The sequence below is a fragment of the Ignavibacteria bacterium genome (genome assembly GCA_025612375.1).
Lineage (GTDB): Bacteria > Bacteroidota > Ignavibacteria > Ignavibacteriales > SURF-24 > JAAXKN01.
On record JAAXKN010000018.1, the window covers coordinates 47,352 to 67,812 of the forward strand.

General features: G+C 44.8%; 3 protein-coding genes. All 3 read right to left on the reverse strand.

The features are described from left to right. Positions 1-61 precede the first annotated feature (61 nt). Positions 62-6,577 carry an amino acid adenylation domain-containing protein gene (locus tag HF312_12110; GenBank protein MCU7520953.1) on the reverse strand — a complete coding sequence of 2,172 codons (6,516 nt, stop codon included), beginning with the start codon at positions 6,575-6,577 and terminating at the stop codon, positions 62-64. Then, on the reverse strand, positions 6,570-14,663 hold the full coding sequence (locus tag HF312_12115) for an amino acid adenylation domain-containing protein (protein ID MCU7520954.1): 8,094 nt from the start codon (positions 14,661-14,663) through the stop codon (positions 6,570-6,572). Before HF312_12115 ends, HF312_12110 begins: the two co-directional genes overlap by 8 nt. A gap of 90 nt (positions 14,664-14,753) precedes the next feature. Continuing rightward, on the reverse strand, positions 14,754-20,198 hold the full coding sequence (locus HF312_12120; GenBank protein MCU7520955.1) for an amino acid adenylation domain-containing protein: 5,445 nt from the start codon (positions 20,196-20,198) through the stop codon (positions 14,754-14,756). Positions 20,199-20,461: the final 263 nt, after the last annotated feature.

A 20,461-nucleotide genomic window follows, 5' to 3' on the forward strand; every position in this document is an offset into this window, starting at 1 on the left:
AGCTTTCCTCCAATCGCGTTCATTTAAGCTCAAAGTGGTCCTTTTCCAGTTAAAATGAATTCTACTCCCTTTCACCCAGCAGTTCCTCTCCATTATTTTCCGGCAGATTTTCAATTTCCCTGATAAGATCCAGGATTGACTCTTCTCCTCTGGAAGTTTTCTGCACTTTTTCATGTGCTTCATTTATATTCTGCTGAGAAATAAGCGTGGAGATTTCCGAAATCGTAGGATTTTCAAAAATTGCGCGCAATGGGATATCGGCATTTAATTCATCCCTGATCATTGAAACGAATCTGGTAACAAGGAGTGAATGCCCGCCACGTTCGAAGAAGTTGTCGTGGATGCCGATCCTGTCGATATTAAGAAGCTGCACGGCAATTTCAGCAAGTTTCCTTTCAGTTTCTGTCTGAGGCCCGACGTATGTGTCCTCACACGTTATGTTTGCCGAATCAGGTGAAGGCAGTGCCCTGTAATCTATTTTCCTGCTTTTAGTAAGGGGGAATTCAGGCAAGGCAATAAATATTGAGGGGACCATATATTCGGGCAGTTTTCTCCTCAAGAATTTTCTTAATTCATTTGCCGGGACAGCCTCTTTGTTCCTGGGGACGAGGTAGCCTGCAAGCTGGCCCTCGCTGGAGTTATTTTCAAACAGCCTTACAGCCGCCTGGAGAATATTTGGATGTTCAAGCATAACAGCCTCAATTTCCCCCAGTTCAATTCTGAGGCCATGGATTTTAACCTGGGAGTCAATTCTGCCAATAAATTCCAGGATGCCGTTTTCATTATATTTTACGAGGTCGCCGCTTTTATAGAGCCGTGCGCCAGTTTTGGATGGGGAAAAAGGATTCGGTACAAACTTAGCGGCAGTAAGTCCGGGATTAAAAATATAGCCCCGGCTCAAGCCTACTCCGCCTATATAGAGTTCGCCCGGGACGCCGACGGGAACGGGGTTCATATGGCTATCGAGGACATACACTTCACAGTTATAGATCGGGCGCCCGATAGGGACGATATAGTTATATTTTTCGTTGCAGTGATGAAGTGTGGAGCATACGGTTGTTTCTGTAGGCCCGTAGCCATTGATCAGTCTGACGCGCCCTGAGAAGTAGTTGGCGAGTTCCACGGGAATTTTTTCGCCTGCCGTAATTAGTGTTTTAATGCCTGAGAGCAGATTCTCCCCTTTTTCATTTTTCTCAGGGAGCCTGGCCATTATTGAGGGAGGCAAGGTGACAATTGTGGTACCAATTGTTTTTATTACTTTTGCAATATCTTCCGGTGAGGAAACCAGTGCCTGCGGAATCAAATCCAATCTTGCCCCGCTTAAGAGGGCCATTACAAGTTCCCATATAGAGGCATCGAAGCTGGAAGAAGCGAACTGAAGTACCCTGGAATAGCGGTTAACTCCCAGTACATGCTGAAAGATCCAAAGGTTGCAGAGCCCCTTATGTGAGAGCATTGCGCCTTTAGGCCTGCCCGTGGAGCCTGAGGTATAGATTATATAGACCAGGTTATCGGGGAACAGTTTAGTCCCGGGGTTTTTAGTGTTTTCGGAACTGATTAAGGCTTCTTCTCTGTCCGGTTCAATTATGTTTCCTTTGAACGCGGTGTATTGTTCCAGTGCAATTTCTTCTGTTGTAATCAGGTATTTTGTTCTTGAGTCCTCAAGCATAAAGGCAAGGCGCTCTTTGGGGTAAGTCGGGTCAAGAGGAATAAACACGCCGCCCGCCTTAAGCACAGCCAGGATTGCAACTACCAGGCTGACAGAGCGCGGCAAAGAAATAGCCACGTTGTCTTCAATTTTCAGCCCTTTTCTTCTGAGATAGTTTGCCAGGCGGTTTGCCCTTTCATTTAGTTCCTTATATGTAATTCCGGCTGTAGTGATGCGGGAATCCACAATGTCTGAATAAGTAACAGCAATTTTTTCAGCGTACTTTGAAGCAGTTTTTTCAAATACGTGGTTTATGCAGCAGTCGTATGGAATGCTGTTCTTGTTTGAGTTCCATTCCTTGAGCATATAGTAGGATTCTACAGCAGAAAGGATGGGGATATCCCAAATGCTTTTCTCCGGGTTTTCGAGCAGGTTTTCAAGAAGTGTATTAAAATACCCTATCATTCTAAGTGCTGTACTTTTCTTAAAAAGACCGGTATTATATTCCCAGTATGCAGTGAGTTCACCGTCGTACTCTTCAGAAATTGTCAGCGTCAGATCATATTCGGTTCTGGCGCTTTCGATTTCGAGCAATTCAGCCTTAAGTCCGGGCAGTTCATACTTTGAGGATGCAAAATTCTGGAATACGAAGGCAGCCTGGAATACCGGGGCATAGCTCAGGCTGCGCCCGGGCTGCAGCTTTTCGACAAGCTGTTCAAAAGGCAGGTCCTGATGAGCAAAGGCACCCAGAACCTTCGTTCTGTTATTGCTTACCGCGTCCCGGAAGCCAGTTTTGCCATTAAAAGCAGCCCTCATGACCACGGTGTTCACGAAGAAACCGATCAGCTTTTCAGTTTCATGCCTTGTTCTGTTGGCAACGGGAGAACCCACCACAATATCTGTTGAATCGCAAAGGCGTGCAAGCAGAATCTGGAAAACCGAAAGGAGTGCAATATAGGGAGTGACAGATTCTCTCATGCAGAAGTCACGCAATTTTTGTTCCAGTCTTCTATTGATAATGAACTTTTCAGCCGCCCCGTTAAAAGACTGGACCTTAGCTCTGGGAAAATCCGTCGGCAGTTCCAGGAGAGGTTTTATTCCTTCGAGCTCATTTTTCCAGTACTCTAGCTGCCCGCGTGCCACTTCATCTGTAAACCATTCCCTTTGCCATTCTGCATAGTCGGCATACTGAAGGGGCAGTTCAGGCAAAGGCAAGACGTTTTGCCCGGTAAAGGATTTATAGAAATGAATGAGCTCCTGTATAAAAATGGTCATGGACCATCCGTCGGTAATAATATGGTGCATTATAGTCAAGAGAACGTTTTCTTTCCCAGCAATTTTTACCAGAATGAACCTGAAAGAAAACTCTTCTGAGATCATAAATCTCTTATTCAGTTCAGTTGAGGCAATTTTCTGCAGTTCAAGTTCTGCCAGAGATTTTTCCATATGTGAAAGGTCCATGTACTTAAGGCCGATATCTTCCACGTCTCTTACCATCTGGAACGGCTGACCATTGGCCGAGAGGAAAACTGTTCTAAGGGATTCATGGCGTTTTACAATTTCCAGCAGGCTTGCCTTAAATGCCTCTATGTTTATTTCTCCTTCAAGGCGAAGAGCAAGAGGAAGGTTGAAAATGACCTCGCCGGGAGCCATCTCTTCAAGGAACCACAATCTTTTCTGTGCAAAGGAAAGCTCGAACTTTTTACTGTTAGTTTTCCTCTTCTTTGACTTTTCTATTTGTGCTTCCTGGTGGTTTTTTACTGCGGCATCACTGCTTTTTTCAATGACCTCTGCCAGCAGGCTGATAGTAGGATTATTGAACAGCTCCCTAAGTGATATGTCAGCTCCAATTACTTTCCTTATGCGTGAAATGATCCTGGCAGCTTTCAGTGAATGTCCCCCAAGGTCGAAGAAGTTACTTTCGGTATCCACATCCGGCAGGTCCAGAACCTCAGCCCAGATCATTCTAAGCAGTTCTTCGAGACGGTTCAGCGGTTTTTTCCGTGCTTCAAAAGTTTTGTTGTCAGGAGATACCTTAAGTAACCCCTGCCTGTCGATCTTTCCATTTGCCGTAAGCGGGAATGCATCCAGGAAGTTATATTCGGAAGGAAGCATATAGTCAGGCAGCTTTTGGGAGAGGAGTGCCCTGATCCCGGAATTGGTATAACGATTTTCTTCCCGGCATATCAGGTACGCCGAGAGAAATTTTTCGCCGGACCTACTTTCCTTTGCGAGGACAACGGCATTCCGGATTTCATCCAGGCTCATTAAAGCCGCTTCAATTTCATGGAGTTCTATTCTAAAGCCCCTGATTTTAACCTGGCTGTCGTTTCTTCCTAAAAATTCAATCTTCCCGTCAGGGAGGTATCTACCCATATCCCCTGTTTTATAAAGGCGCATACCTTGCTGCGAGGAATAAGGGTCGGGGACAAACTTTTCCGCCGTCATATCAGGCCGCCCCAGGTACCCTCTTGCCAGGCCGGGACCAGAGACAAAAATTTCACCCATAACGCCCTGAGGAACGGGGTTCATAAAGCGGTCGAGTATATAAATCCTGACATTTGGAAAAGGTTTTCCGACCGGGAAAGTTAATGATTGGGAATTTGAGGCTGAACCTGCAGCTTCCGGATTATTATACTCATTCCAGCAGCAGCATACTGTAACTTCAGTAGGGCCATAAGCATTAAAGAATTTCTCCCTATTAGAGAATTTTTCTGCAATATCCCACGGGCATGCTTCACCGGCCGAGACTACTGTTGCCTCAGGCGGGAGGCTTTCTTTCGGGAGAATTGACAGGAGTGACGGGGGCAATGTAACAAGGCTTATCCTGTTGTCAGAAATAAATTCCGTAATTTTTTCTACTGAAGACAAGGCCTCCTGAGGAGCAATAAATAGCTGTGCCCCGCTTGTCAGTGCGAGGAAGATCTCAGGCAAGGAGGCATCAAAACCTATGGAGGCGAACTGCATAATTCTGCTGTTGGAATTTATTCCCCAGCTTTGCTTCATGTTCTCCAGGAGGTTGAAGGTTCCAAAGTGTGTTACAACAACGCCTTTAGGTTTTCCGGTTGAGCCTGAAGTATAGATAACGTATGCCGCGTTTTCATATGAGGCAGGAGTGTCAGGGTTTTCACGGCTAAAAGCCGAGATTACGCTTTTATCTTTATCGAGGCAGACTACGTTTTCAGGAGCTAAAGCAAGTTTATTCAGCAGCTCTTCTTTTGTAACGAGGAATTTAACACCGGCATCATGGAGGATATAATTTATCCGGTCTACCGGATAATTGGGATCGAGCGGCACGTAAGCCGCCCCTGTTTTAAGTATTCCCAATATTCCAATTATCATTTCGGGGGATCTGTCCATGTAGAGTCCAATAAAGTCTTCTATGTGAACACCCTTTTGAATAAGGTAATTTGCCAGCCTGTTTGCTTCTTCGTTTAGTTCAATATAGCTGAGTGTTCTTTTTTCAAAAGTAAGAGCAGGGTTTTGAGGCGCAAGTAAAGCCTGGCGTTCAAACATTCCGTGCAGTAAGCGGGCTTCTGCTCCGGGATTGTAACCGGGATTAAGGCCCGTTATAATTTTCTTCTGTTCTTCTTCACTGAGGATAGAAAGGCTGCTTACTTTCCTCTCCGGGTTTTTGAGGACTGAATGGAGGATATTTATCATGTAGCCCAGAATGGTTTTTATTGCCTCAGCCGTAAATAAATTTGTATTGTAGGCAAAGCCCACTGAGATTTTCTCACCCGGCAGGGCAACAAGGACGAGAGGAAAATTTGTTTTTGAGCTGGTTGTGATATCTGAAATTTTCAGAGAACCGATCTGTTCTGTAAACTTTTTTTCCTGGGGGACATTTTCGAACACAAAGATGCTTCTGAACAATGGGGTATCCCCCGGGAGTTCACTTGAGGCATGGATACGGACCAGTGAGGAATGCTCAAATTCTCTGGATTCCAGGAATTCGGACTGGATTCTCCTGAGCAATTCACGCACGGTTTCATCCGTCTTAAAGCGGATGCGGACGGGGATTGTATTTATAAACAGGCCAATAATTGACTCTATTTTTTCGAATTCAGGCGGCCTGCCGGCTGTAGTCATACCAAAGACAACATCATCGTCCTCATTAAACCTGTTCAGGAGCAGAGCCCAGGCACATTGCAATACGGTGCTGAGGGTAACGCCCAGGCTGCGGGCAAATTCATTCAGCCTAAGGGTAAATTCCGGGGGCAGAAAAGAAAATTCATGTTCATATCTGCCGTCACCTGAAGGATTTTGTTCCTCAAAAGGAAGCGATGCCGGATGGTGAAAGCCTTTTAGATATCTTCTCCAGTATTCCTCACTTTTATTATCCTTTTTATTCCTGAGCCACATCACGAAATCGCGGAACGGTCTTGGGGCCTCCAGGCGGATGTTTTCGGACCTGCAAAATCCCTCATAGAATTGAAACAGCTCTTTAAGGAGTATAGACTGGGACCAGGCATCGATGATCAGATGGTGATGGTTAAAGATGAACTGAGATTCCCATTCAGAGAGCTTTATTACGGTTACGTTCAGCAAGGGAGCGGAATGCAGCTTAAAGCCGTGTTTTTTATACTCACGAAGGAGGTTTTTTAATTTATTATGCTGCTCATCCTTTGAAAGCGCGGCCCAATCCAGGAGCCGGAAAGGGAGTGAAACAGTTTTAAGCACCACCTGCATCATCTGCTCAGTATTTTTCCATACAAAAGATGTTCTTAAAATTGCGTGGCGCCTTACCACTTCCTGCCAGGCGGCCTTAAATGCGTCAATGTTTAGGAGGCCTTTAAGGCGGCATGTAGTCTGTTCAAAATATAATTCAGGGTCAGAATTAAAGATGCAATGGTAGAGCATTCCTTCCTGAAGATAAGTCAGCGGGTATATTGCTTCAATTTCTTTTTGTTCATTTTCGTTATTCATCGCCAATTCCGTTTATTTCTGACAATATGTCTTTAAGCTCACCGGTGTTAAGTTTAACGTCCTGGAAGTCAGAAGGGGTATATGTGCCGTTTTCCTTTGAGAGGCAATGGCTGATTATTCTGGTGACAGAGGACAGAAAAATTCCGGAGAGAGTTTGAATTGTTTCTTTTCTATGGTGTTTTCCGGAGTAATTCCACTGCACATTAAGGGATCCGTCCACAATAAGGGCAGAAATTTCCAACAGATGGGAGCGTTTATTTTTTAATCCTCTTTCAATTCCCTTGTCCTCCGCGGCAATTTCAAAAATGGTGCTCTGGCTTTTCAGCTGGTCAAATTGTCCCAGGTAGTTAAATATTATCTCCGGGGCTTGAAGTATTTTGTTTTCTGAAGACAGTTCCCTTTCAACGTCATTTTGAAGGAGCTGACAGCTGAAGCCGTTTTGGGGAATATTCCGGAGCTCTTCTTTTACGCTGCAGATTGTAAGGCCTATGTCGCCGGGGTTCATAGTTTCGAGGCATACCGGGAACACACTGGTAAACCAGCCCACGGTATAGGAGACGTCGAGGTTATTTCCAGTGTCCTCCCTTCCGTGCCCTTCCAGGTCAAGCAGCAGGCTGTTTTGTCCGCTCCATTCTGCAAAAGTCAGCAGGAGTGCCGAAAGGAGGATCTCATTGGTTTTAGTGTGGTACTTTGCATTTATTTCATTGAGGAGCTGTGAGGTTTGGGATTTATCGTATATAGTTGTAAGTGCATCAGAACTGGCTTCCAGGTTCTCATTATGCTTAAAATCAAGAGGCAGCTTACGAAGAGGCTTTTTTCTTATAGCCGTCCAATAGTCAAGATCCTTTCTGACTTTGGGATCCGCGGCATATTCCTGAAGCCCCAGGCTCCATTCCTGGTATGAGGCGGTTTTTTCAGGAAGTTTCATTTCCAGTCCAGCCTTCAGCTGTCCAAAGAGTGTTTCCAGGTCTTTAAGTATAATGCGCCAGGAGATGCCGTCAATTATGAGGTGGTGGACTACAATAAGGAGTCTAGCATTCCTGTTTTCCCCCAGGTCAAAATATGCAATTCTTGTGAGCGGGCCCGATTCTATATTCAGTTCAGACTGAAGGGATGAAGAAATCTTCCTGATGGCAGAAGGGATTTCAGGAGTAAGAATTTCACCAAGATTAAACTTGTGGACTTCAGGCTCATTGAGGTTTTCCGGGTAATACTGTGTCCAGCCCGGGGTTCCGTCACCTGAGGGGGTGAATTTTAAGCCAAAGGCATCGTGATGGTGTATTAAAACACTGAAAATCTTATTCAGGTCATCAATTTCCAGCTTTGCATTTACTTCCAAAAGGACAGACTGATTCCAGTGGTTTTTCTGCGGGAAATTCTGTTCAAAGAACCACCTTTGAATTGGTGTCAGGGGGAAATCTTTCCCTTTAACAATTTCTTTACCCGGGAGAGCATTTTCCAGGGCAGCACGGCTCAGCTGAAAGATATCAGGGTACTGAAAGATATGTTTTGTCAGGATTTTTAGTCCTTTCTGGTTTGCCTTAGCCACTACCTGGATAGCGAGTATGGAGTCGCCGCCAATTTCAAAGAAGTTATCACGCAGTGAAATTGTTTTAAGTCCCAGGACCTCCTTCCAGACCTCAAGCAGTATTTGCTCATTTTGAGTTTTGGGAGCGGTTTCCTCCTCTGGGAGGCTTTCAATTTCTGGTTCAGGCAATGCCCTGCGGTCTATTTTGCCGTTAGGTCCAAGCGGCATCTCCTTCAGGATGACAATTGAAGGAGGGATCATATAGTCCGGGAGCTGGCCTTTTAAGAATTCCTTAATTTCACCGCTACTGGTTTTACCTGACAGCTCATGCTGATAATCCCTGAGTGTAATGTAAGAAATGAGGCATCCGGGGCCTTCCTTTCTTTCCTTCAGGAGGACGACCGCATCCTTTACATCCGGGTGCTGCATGAGGACCTGTTCAATTTCACCGAGTTCGATTCTGAAGCCCCTGAGCTTAACCTGGTTGTCGAGCCTTCCGAGGAATTCAATTGTACCATCAGGATTAAACCTTGCCATGTCCCCGGTCCTGTAGAGTCTTTCTCCGGGAGTCATGCTCATGGGCGCGGGGACAAATTTTTCCGCCGTAAGCCCGGGGTTATTAAGGTATCCCCTTCCGACGGAAATTCCTCCAATGCATAGTTCCCCTACGGCTCCAATGGGTATGAGGTTTAAGCTGCCGTCGAGAATGCAGGCTTCCACGTTAAGCGGAGGTTTTCCGATTGTGGGTTTATTGGGATAGTCGCGGACACGGCAAATTGATGAATCCACAGTGCACTCTGTAGGGCCATAGCAGTTGAAGAAATCGCATTTATCTATAAGGCACAGTTCTTTCCATGTGGATTCATCCAATGCCTCACCTCCTGAAATTACAAGAGATGGACTCCACTCTGTTCTACTAAAAAGTCCTCCTGAGATAAATGCTTTCAGCTGTACGGGGACAGAGTCGAGTACGCTTATTTTATTTTTTATAATGTAATCAATAAGCGCAATGCTGTCGTGTCTCAGGCTCTCAGGCGGTATATAGAGAGTATTTCCATAGAGCATAAAAATCATCTGCGCTATGGAGGCATCGAACATTACAGTTGTATTCATAATTACATTTACAGGTCCAGTAGCGAAGTATGAGGAATAAGCCTCAGCTATAAGCCTGCAATAATTAGACAGGGATGAATGCTGGACAATTGATCCCTTGGGTTTACCGGTGGATCCCGAGGTATAGATGACATACGCAATGTTTTCCGGCAACAGTCTGACCTCAGGAGAGCCGGCGTTTTCCTTTGATATCTCATTCCACTGTTTATCGATGCAAATAATCTCAGAGCGCAGGCCTTGGAGCCCTTCTGTCAGTTCTTCCTCAGTAATAAGGAATCTGACGCCTGCATCCTTAAGTATGTATTCTATTCTGCCTTTGGGGTACACTGGGTCGAGCGGCAGGTATCCTGCTCCTGACTTCATGACAGCAAGGATTGAAGTAATAAGGTCTGTTTTCCTTCCAAGCAGGATTCCAATTATATCATCTGGAGAGGCTCCTTTTTTAATCAGATAGCGGGCAAGCAGGTTGGCTCTTCTGTTGAGTCCACCGAAAGTAAGGCTTTCATTTTCTGAGACCACGGCAATTCTATCTGGAGAACTGAGGGCCTGCTCTTCAAAGAGCCTGTGGAAGAACTGTGCTGTGCCATCTAATTCCTTTTTGTCGAGCCTGTTCCAAAGGCTCAGGACTTTTTTAGTTGACTCCTCTTTAAGGAGCAAGGAAGAGAGCTCAGTGTACTTACTTTTCTTTGGGGTATTCCCATCTATCAGGCACTCTAAAGTTTCTTTCTCCTCTTCCGCGCTTAAGAGCAAGATGTCTTTGATCTTAGTTTCAGGACTATCTGTTACGCTCTTCAATATGTTTTCAAAATTCCGGAAGAACATTTCAATTGTCTCTTTTTCAAAGAGGTCCGTGTTGTATTCAAAAGCCATGGAAATGCTCTCGTCCGACTTTTCAGCGATAAAAAGAGTGAGGTCAAATTCTGAAGTATTTAATTTAATTTCATGCGGAATAATTCTTATGCCGGGTGCAAGTTCATAATCTGTTAAAGGCATATTCTGCATTGCAAACATGACCTGGAACAGGGGTGAATGGCTGAGTGTCCTTTCGGGCTGAAGAGCATCAACGAGCATTTCAAATGGGAGCTCCTGGTATGTAAAGGCCTCGAGGGATGATTCTGTTGTTTCTTTTAAGAGATCAAGGAACTTCATATTCCTGCTAATTCTGCATCTTAAGACGAGTGTATTGACAAAAAATCCAATGAGAGCCTCAAGTTCCTCTTTACTCCTATTTGCTACGGGTGTGCCGATTACGATGTCCATTTGCCCACTCAGCCTGTAGAGCAGCACCTGGAAGCATGAGAGCATGGTCATAAACAGTGTCACACCACTTTGCCTGTTGAAGTCTCTTAGGGCTTTTACCAGTTCAGGATTTAGGTCCAGACTTATGTAGTCTCCCCTGTATGTCTGAATTGGGGGTCTCGGGTGGTCAAATGGGAGTTCAAGTGAAAGCGGGATGCCTGAGAGCTTATCTTTCCAGTATGAAAGCTGTCTATGGAGGTTTTCACCCTTTAGGTACTCCCTCTGCCAGAAGGCATAATCTGTGTACTGTATCTTAAGTTTAGGCAGAGCGGGTTTTCTTCCGGAATTAAGCGAATTATAAATCTCCGACAATTCTCTTAGAAGCAGCCTGGAAGACCACTCGTCCATAATAATATGGTGAAAGACGGCAATAAGTATGTATTCTTTTACCGACAAAGCCAATAGACGGATCCTAAAAAGAGGTGCCTTGTTTAGTGGGATAGCCTGCACAGATTCTTCTTCAGAAATTTTTCCGATTAAGTCATTCTGCTTATCCTCTGGCAGCCTGCTTATGTCCGTAATGCCGCATTTAATTTTTATTTCCGGAGTCACACTGGCTCTTGCTTTCCCGTCAATATTTGAAAAGGAGAGTCTTAGCACTTCATGGCGGCTGATAATTTTGTCAAGGCTTTTTTCAAGCAGGTATGTATCGAGTTCTCCTTCGATCCTGAACATTACAGGGAGGTTATAAACTGCCTTACCCGGTTCCAGCTCTTCCAGGAACCACATCCTTTCCTGTGTATATGACAGAGGAGTCATCCCCCTGCGGGGTGCCTTTTTAATTGAAGAAGGTGAAGAGCCCCCTTTGTTTAAAAATTTACCGGGATAGGATTTTAAGAGATAAGAAGACAGTTCAAGCAGCGAAGGATTCTCAAAGACAGCCTTAACAGGAATATTTTCCCTGAATCCGGAGCGGATCCTGTTTATAAATATTGCGGCTTTAACCGAATCGCCTCCAAGTTCAAAGAAATTATCCTTCATTCCTATATTTTTTATGCTGAGGACATTTTCGCATATCTTAACCAGTTCACACTCCAGGGGATTTGAAGGGGCAATGAACTCATGGACAAACGCAGAGTGCTCAGGCTTGGGAGCGGGAAGCATTTTCTTATCAATTTTTCCTGAAGGCATGAGAGGGAACTCATCGAGAGTAATGAGATAAGACGGGATCATATATTCCGGAAGTTTCCCCCTCAGCATCTGTTTTATTGACTCTGGAGAAAAGACCTCTTTATTTTTTGGGATCAGGTAAGCCGTAAGCCTCCTGTCGTTTATTGCATCCTCGCGGACAATTACAAGAGATTCCTTAACGCCCGGGAGCTCATTTATTGCAGATTCAATTTCACCCAGTTCAATTCTAAAGCCCCTGATTTTAACCTGTGTATCGGTGCGCCCCATATATTCCAGGTCCCCTGTATGCGTAAAGCGCACAAGGTCGCCTGTTCTGTAGATCCTTTCACCCGGTGTATTTGCGAAGGGATCGGGTATAAATTTTTCAGCCGTGATTTCAGGCCTGTTAAGGTATCCTCTTCCCAAGCATTCACCCGCAATAAAGAGCTCCCCTGTTACGCCTATTGGCTGCGGATTAAAATACTGATCGAGGACATAAAGGCGGACGTTATTTAATGGTCTTCCGATTAAGGGCTGGCTTTCCGAACGGTTGACGTGGGCTGCAGTTACTTCAACTGTAGTTTCAGTAGGGCCGTACATATTGAAGATTTCAGTTTTACGGGCTTTTGCAAGCTCTTTCCAGACATTGGAGCTGATCGCTTCCCCGCCCGGGAGGATTAGGAAAGGACAATATTTATTTTCTTCCAGAAGTCCGCTTTCAAGCAGCATTGTAAGCTGTGAAGGGACGCAGTCGAGGACATCGATTCTATGTTTTCTTATATAGCTTACAAATGCACGCCCGTCGCGTCTTATTTCATCCGGGAGAATATATATGCAGTGTCCTTTTGTAATCAAGATCATCTGCTGAATAGATGCATCGAATATCAGGGAGGAATTCATCATGAGTTTCAGAGGTTTCTTTGCCCGCCTCCCGGGATTCATGACTCCTGACATTATTTTGTTCTCGATTCTTAAGTCCAGGGCCTTTAAGTATATATTTTTTTCAAGAGCATGCACAAGGTTTACTATTGACCGGTGCGTAATCATTGCTCCTTTAGGCCTGCCGGTTGAGCCTGAAGTATAGATTACGTAGGCGAGATTCTGAGGGGATGCTTTTGGAGCAGGGTTAGAGTAATCAGCCTCATCAGGGTCCTCATCTATTTCATCTATGCAGAGGAGATTTGCCTCCTCATTTTCAAGCCTTCCCTTCAGGCTTTTCTGTGTCAGTATTATGGGATCCTTTACATCGTCCAGAATCATTCTGATGCGCTGGATAGGAGAGTTGATGTCCAGAGGAAGGTATGCTCCCCCGGCCTTTAGGATTGCGAAAATTGCGACCATAATATCTACCGATCTTTCCATAAAGAGGCAGACAAGGCTTTCGGGTCCGACTCCCCTGGAAATGAGGATGTGTGCCAGGCGGTTGGCCCTGCGGTTTAATTCCCCGAATGTGAGCCTGTTATTTTCAAAAACCACTGCCGTTCTTTTAGGTGTCTTTGCGGCCTGGAGTTCAAACATATGGTGGAAAGTTTCTTCCCTGGGATAGGGATTACCCGTTTTGTTCCACTCACAGAGTATGCGGTTTAATTCATGCTCCGGGAGCATCTGAAAATCGCAGGCGGATTTGCTTACGTTTTCCGTCATATACTTCAGGATGTTCAGATAATTTCCGGACATTCCTTTTATGCTATCTTCCAGGAAGAGATCCGTAGAATATTCAAATATGCATTTATAGTTATCCGTCCCCTCTTCAATTGAAAGCGTGAGGTCGTATTTTGAGGTACCCCTTTCAAAGTCAATCATTTGGACATCAAGATCTGGCAGCCCGAGAGAATAGAGAGGGCGGTTCTGGAAATCGAAGACCGCCTGGAACAAAGGGCTAATGCCGGAGTTGTGTTCAGGCTGAAGGGCATTTACAACCCTTTCAAATGGGCATTCCTGATATTCAAAAGCATCCAGGACAGTGCTTTTTGTCCTTTGAAGGAGGTCCAGAACAGTTGGGCTTTTTGAGAGCTCCGCCTTTATAACCACTGTATTGGTAAACAGGCCAATAGATTCCTGCGTCCGGAGTTTCGATCTGTTGGCTACAGGGACTCCGATGCCGAATTCCTGCTGGTTTGAATATCTATGCAGGAGGATCTCATAGGCAGTTAAAAAGAATACGAACGGGTTAATGTTATGCGCCCGGCACTCCTGACTGATGAGGCTTTGAAGTTCTGAGCTAACGAAAAATGTATAGTGCAGGCCTGAAAAGCTTTGTTCCTGCGGCCGCTTTTTGTCCAGAGGCAGGCTGATTTCAGCCGGCATACTATTTAATTGTTCCTTCCAGTATAAAAGTGCCTTTTCATGCCTTGAGCTTTTTAGGTAATCCTGCTGCCAGCAGGCATAATCTGAATACTGGATGGGCAATTCCTCCAATTCCGGCTCTTTATTCAAAGAGTATGACCTGTAGAGCAGTGAAAGCTCTTTTATAAAAATGCCTATAGACCAGCCGTCGGAGATGATGTGGTGGAATGTCAGTAACAGCACGTGATCATCTTTTTGGATACTGAGCAGTTTTATACGGAAGAGGCTGTCTTCCGCCAAATTAAATTTTCTGTTCTTTTCTTCTGAAATGGCTTCATCAATTAGTGCCTGAGGTGCTAAATTGCCTGAGTATTCCAGGAGCGGAATTTCAAGTGTGTTATGATCAAAGTTACGGATTTTCTGTCGGGGTTCATCGTCGCGAAGAATAAAATTTGCACGCAGCACTTCATGGCGCTGAATTATTGTTTTCAAGGCTCCAAGCAGGGCCTGAGTGTTCAGGCGGCCTTTAATTCTTACTGCAGCCGGTATATTGTAGAAAGTACTCTCAGGATTCAGCTGCTGAAGAAACCAGATCCCCTTTTGTTCAGAAGACATTGGATATTCATCATCGATACTTCTTCTATGAGTAATCGCGTCGTCGGAAGGAGATTTGTCCTTCTTTAATTTTTTTATAAGGAGAGCCAGTTTTTCAGGAGAAAGTTCAGTAATTCTTTCTTTTATATTATCCATCGCATCTGTTAAATAATTATTTTACAAACGAAAACATTATTCACCGTGTCGTATTTTTATTCAGCTTAACTTCTTTTCCTGCAGATTGTCTTATTCATCGAGCAATTTTCTTACCTCATCATCCGAAAGGTTTTCAATAGTTGAGAGCATTTCATTTAATTCTTTCTGGTCCGTTTCAAGCTGGCTGCCGACAATTGCCTCAGCCAGGCCGGCCACGGTCGGGTTTTCAAACATTTGTCTTACAGTCAGTTCAGTCTGATAGGATGAATTTATCCTTGACAGTGTTTTAATAGCCAGGAGTGAATGCCCCCCCATTTCAAAAAAGTTATCATAAAGGCCGACGCTGCTATGGCCGAGCACTTCTGAAATAATGCCTGCGATATTCTTTTCAATAGGTGTCCGTGGGGCCACAAACGATTCGCCCTTATTTAAGAAATCCTTTTGCAAAGCGGGCAGAGCGGCCCTGTCAATTTTTCCCGCCGGAGTTAAAGGCAGCTTATCCATTTTCACAAAAAATGCAGGGATAAGGAAATCCGGTAATTGCTGGCGCAGGTAATTTTTCAGTTCATTTACGTCATATTTTTCTTCGGTGACTATATAAGCGGCAATGCTCTTATCCCCCCCGGCGCTCTGATGCAATACAGCAACAGCTTCTTCAACTGACGGGTGTGAGCGCAGAACCGATTCAACTTCGCCCAGTTCAACCCTGAAGCCGCGGATTTTAACCTGGTGATCCACCCTGCCGATGAATTCAAGATTTCCGTCGCCCAGGTATCTTGCCAGGTCGCCTGTTCTGTACAAACGCTGTCCCTCTATTTTGCTGAACGGATCGGGTATAAATCTTTCGGCCGTAAGGTCAGGTTTTCCGAGGTATCCCCGGGCCAGGCAGCCGCCGCCGATATGGAGTTCGCCGACAACGCCCCTGGGGGCTAAATTCCCCTGCTGATCCAGGATATAGGCGGTTCTGTTAGCCTGGGGTTTACCAATTGGAATACTTCTTTCACGGTCCCGTATAATTTCAGGTTCTATTTCGCATGTAACGGAAGTAATTGTAGTTTCAGTAGGCCCGTATGCATTAAGTAATCTTATTCCCGTGGTATTGAGGCTGAACCATTTCTTTACCGTGTCAAAATAAGCAACGTCTCCTCCGATTATCACAAGGCGCAGGTGGTGGAAGTTCAGGTGTTCAAATTTAGTCCATTCGTTTACGAGCTGCTCAAAATATGACGGGGGGAGATTAAGAACCGTAACTGCGCTGGAGTTCAGCATTTCCAGGAATTTATGAGGACTTAAGAGCTCCTCATCTTTCAGGATGAGAGCGGCTCCTGAAATCAGGGTTGTAAATATCTGTTCTAAAGAGGCATCGAAATTCATGGAAGAGAATTCAAGGACGCGGTCCTTTTCGGATGTCTTGTAGCTGTTTATTATGTTCAGGCAGTGGTTAGCCAGGGCCTGGTGCGAGACCATGACGCCCTTTGGCCTGCCGGTGGAGCCGGAAGTATAGATGACGTAGGCGGTACTTTCAGGTTTAACCGCTCTAACTGGCCCGGAGGTGCAGTCATCATTTATTTCATCCATTATAACAGCTTTAAGGTTCTTTTCGGCAATGCGGCCTGCCAGGTCTGCCTGAGTCAGGGCCACAGATACACGGGCATTACGGATCATATAATTTATTCTTTCATCCGGGTATTCCGGATCCAGCGGTATATATGAACAGCCTGCCTTAAAGATTCCTAGTATTCCAGCAATTACGTCTATTGATCTTCTGCTGTAAATTCCGACAGGAGTTTCCGCAGGAAGATTTATCATCTCTAGCCGGCGTTTAATTTTGTCGGCAAGGCAGTTGAGCCGGCTGTAAGTAATTTCCTTGCCGTTAATTGCGACAGCTACAGCCCCGGGGTTTATCTTTACGCGTTCTTCAAATAATTCATGTATAAGAAGCTTCTCATGGAAGTTATTATTTGCTGAATTCCACATATTTACAAGGGCATTTCTTTCAGTTTTAGAAATAAGCGAGATCTCGTTTATTCTTTTAGCCGGGTTTTCAGCTATTTCAGTCAAAAGGTGCTGGAAATGTTCTGCCATCTGTCTAATTGTACTTTTCCCGAACAGGTCGGTATTGAACTGAAAAGATGCCGAGAGTGAATCTGCTTTTTCAACGATGCTGAGCGTGAGGTCAAATTGGGCTACTTTCTGCTCTATATAGTAAGACTCCATTTTTAGACCGCCTATATTAATTTTAGCTCCGGAGTCGGATAGAATAAACCCGGCCAGGCCCAGTTCTTTAAGGAGGTGGGGTCTTTCCAGGACAAACATCACGTCAAAGAAAGGCGAGCGGCTGGCACCCCTGTAGTGCTGCATTTTTTCAACGAGCAGCGAGAAGGGGTAATCCTGATGGTCCAGGGCTTCGAGGACAACCTTTCTTAGGTTGTGCAGGTACTCTTTAAAAGAAGTGCCTTCATTAATGCGGCTTCTAATGACCATTGAATTGACGAAGTAGCCAACGATATTTTCCAGTTCCGAATGGTTTCTTCCGGCAGCAGGAGAACCGAGTATGATTTCATCCTGGTGTGTGTATTTTGACAAGAGTATATTAAATGCCGCCAAAAGGACAATGTAAAGGGTTGAATTTTCGTCGCGTACAATTGTCTTCAGCCTGTTGGTAATTTTGTTATTTATCTGGAAAGAGAGTACGGCGCCGTTATAGGTTTTTATGGGAGGGCGGGCCTTATCTACCGGAAGGTTCAGTACGGGCAATGTGCCCGAGAGCTGATGTTTCCAGAAATCAAGGCTTTTCCTTCCTTCCGGTCCCTCGAGGAATGTTTTCTGCCAGTTAGCGAAGTCGGTATACTGAAGGTCGATATGCTCCAGTTCAGGTTTTTCCCCTCTTTTAATAGCAGGATAGATCATTCTTAGGTCGGAGAGCATAATAACAATTGACCACAAGTCGACGGCAATATGGTGGAAATTCATGAGGAGTATATGTTCATTATCTTTTGTCTCAAAAAGGTGTACCTTAAAGACAGGTCCCAGGCTCAGGTCAAACGGTGTATGGGCCTGGATTATGATTTTTTCCTTTAGTTCGTTTTCATTCCATTGCCTTGCATCAACTTTTGTAAAATAGTTTAAGCCTCCCACCTGAATTTTCTGCAAAGGTTCCTTAGAGTCGTGTATGTATAAAGTTCTAAGCGAGGAATGTCTTTCAATAATGAAGTCAAAAGATTTCTTCAGGGCGTCAACGTCGAGTCCTGACTGGATCCGGGCGGCGAAGAACACATTATATGCGGCATTGCCGGGTTCCAGCTGCTGCATGAACCAGAGTGATTTTTGTCCATATGACAGGATGCTTTCTTCCCTCTTTTCCATAAGGGGGATAATCTGAGCGGCAGGATTGCTTTTATTTGACATCTGCTCAAGTATTTTATAAGACAGCTTAGAGAAAGTGGAGTTTTGAAAAATTTCGGATAATGAGATATTAATTCCAAGTTTTGCTTCGATATCATTTTTCAATTCCACCATCATGAGTGAGTCCATTCCAAAGCTAGAAATAGATCTGCCCGGGGAGATATTCTGCAGTTCGATTTTCATGATTGATGAAAGGGAGTTAAGGAGCCATCTACCGATATTGTTTATATCGGGATTATCTTTAATGTTCGAGGCGAGGTCCAAAGCCTCTTCCTCATTATAGCAATTATTAATTACGGATATGCCGGAGAGTTTGCTTTCTTTTATGATATTAAGGGAATCGGATAAGTATTGTTTTTTAATTTCCTGACGCTGGATTTTTCCGCTGGAAGTTTTTGCAATAGTTTTAGCCTTTATGAGAACGATTGAATAAGCCAAGATTTCATGTTCCTCATTAACCGTTCCTCTGATCTTTTCAACAATCTGGTCCAGGTCGTGTTCCCCGGCTGAAATTTCCTGTACTATAACCAGACGTTCTTCGGCTGCCTCCTCGATTGAAAATGCCGCCACACAGGAAGCTCTCAAAGCCGGGTGGGACTTTTCCACGGTAAGCTCAATATCCTGTGGATAGTAATTCTTTCCTCTGATAATGATCAGGTCTTTTAGTCTTCCCGTAACAAAAAGTTCGCCGTTTTCATTCATGAAACCGAGGTCACCGGATCTTAAGAACGGGCCTTCCTTTGTATCGGAAGTAAAAGCATGGAAAGTATCATCTGTTACATCCTTTTTCTTCCAGTATCCATTTGCAACACTCGGCCCGGAAATCCAGATTTCGCCGATTTCACCGAGGGGGCATTTTCTTCCTGTTTCAGGGTCAACAATAACCACCCCAAGGTTGCCGGCAGCCTTGCCGCATCCGACGAGTTTCAATTTTGAGTCGTCGTTTACGGCATTTTTAGAAGGTATATTTCCCTGGAGTGATTTTTTATCAAAAGTTTCGATAACCGGAGGCGTGTTATAACTTTTTCCTGTTACCATTAAAGTTGTTTCGGCCATACCGTAGCAAGGGAAAAAAGCCTCTTTACGGAACCCCGCGGATTTGAAGGTATTTGAGAAATTCTCAATAGTTTCGGCACGGACGGGTTCGGCTGCAGTAAATGCAATATTCCATCTGCTGAGGTTAAGGCTATCGATCTGTTCGGGGGAGAGTTTTCTCATGCAGAGTTCGTAAGCAAAATTTGGCCCCCCGCTTACAACTGATTTATCTTTAATGGAAGAGATGATCTGGAGCCACTTCATAGGCCAGCCCAGAAATGAGATAGGAGACATAAGGCTGGCATGAATGCCCGAAAAAACGGGTTGGAGCACTCCGCCGATGAGCCCCATATCGTGATAAAACGGAAGCCAGAGGACGACTTCCATAGCATCGGGATTGACTCTGAATGCATTTTTTATGAGTGCAGAGTTATGGATAAGGTTACCGTGGCTTACAATAACCCCTTTCGGGGAGCCGGTTGAGCCTGAAGTGTACTGAAGGAAAGCAGTCTCGCCGGGCAGGATATGAAGTTCCTTATAGCTGCCGCATTCTGCAGATTCGAGGGAGTCGGTAGCAATCCAGGATAGGCTGCTAATTTCAGCTGCAGCCGAAGATTCATTCCATTTTTTCATTGCCCTGTTAGCCAGTGTGGTCTGCGGCAGGCGCCCGAAGTAGACCTGCATGAGGGATTTAATTTTTTCTGTAGTCAGCACCAGTGATGCCTCAGCGTCCTTTGAAATAACTTCCAGTCTGGGCAGGGAGCGTTCCAGTGCAGCAGGGCTGGGCGGATATGCCGGTACAGCGATGATGCCAGCATAAAGGCACCCGAAAAATCCCGCAATATACTCCAGGCCGGGTGGATACAAAAGGAGGGCTCTTTCCCCTTTCATGTTGAGGGATTGCAGGCAGGCGGCTATCAGCCTGGCTTTACGGTCCAGTTCGGCATAAGAGATGCTTTCCTGGACGGTATCCTTTTCGGATAAGAAAGTAAAGATTTTTTTATTGCCTGAATGTTCCGCGTGGTGTTTAAGAATATCAACGAAGGTATAAGACTTCAGATTCTGATGAGGGAATTCCTTCATTTTGTAATTCATAAATGTCCCAAAAATTATTTATAAATTCAGCAAAGCATAGTCATCAAACCGTACAAACATTATAATCAAGTACTTCAGATACATAATCACCGGATCCCGGGGACCGGGGCCAATATAAACACGACAAATGGAAGAGCAAACCATGTGTTATGATAATAATTTTATTTCAAGTTAGCCAATAAAGTAAACGTCCGGTTACATTTTGTAGTAAACGGTTACTTTTCACAAATAAAAGGTTCTCCGTACCGGCATCGGAATGCCGG

Bases quoted from the DNA above. Each gene is read 5' to 3' on its own strand.
- HF312_12110 (MCU7520953.1), bottom strand. From the start codon at position 6,577: ATGAATAACGAAAATGAACAAAAAGAAATTGAAGCAATATACCCGCTG.
- HF312_12115 (MCU7520954.1), bottom strand. From the start codon at position 14,663: ATGGATAATATAAAAGAAAGAATTACTGAACTTTCTCCTGAAAAACTG.
- HF312_12120 (MCU7520955.1), bottom strand. From the start codon at position 20,198: ATGAATTACAAAATGAAGGAATTCCCTCATCAGAATCTGAAGTCTTAT.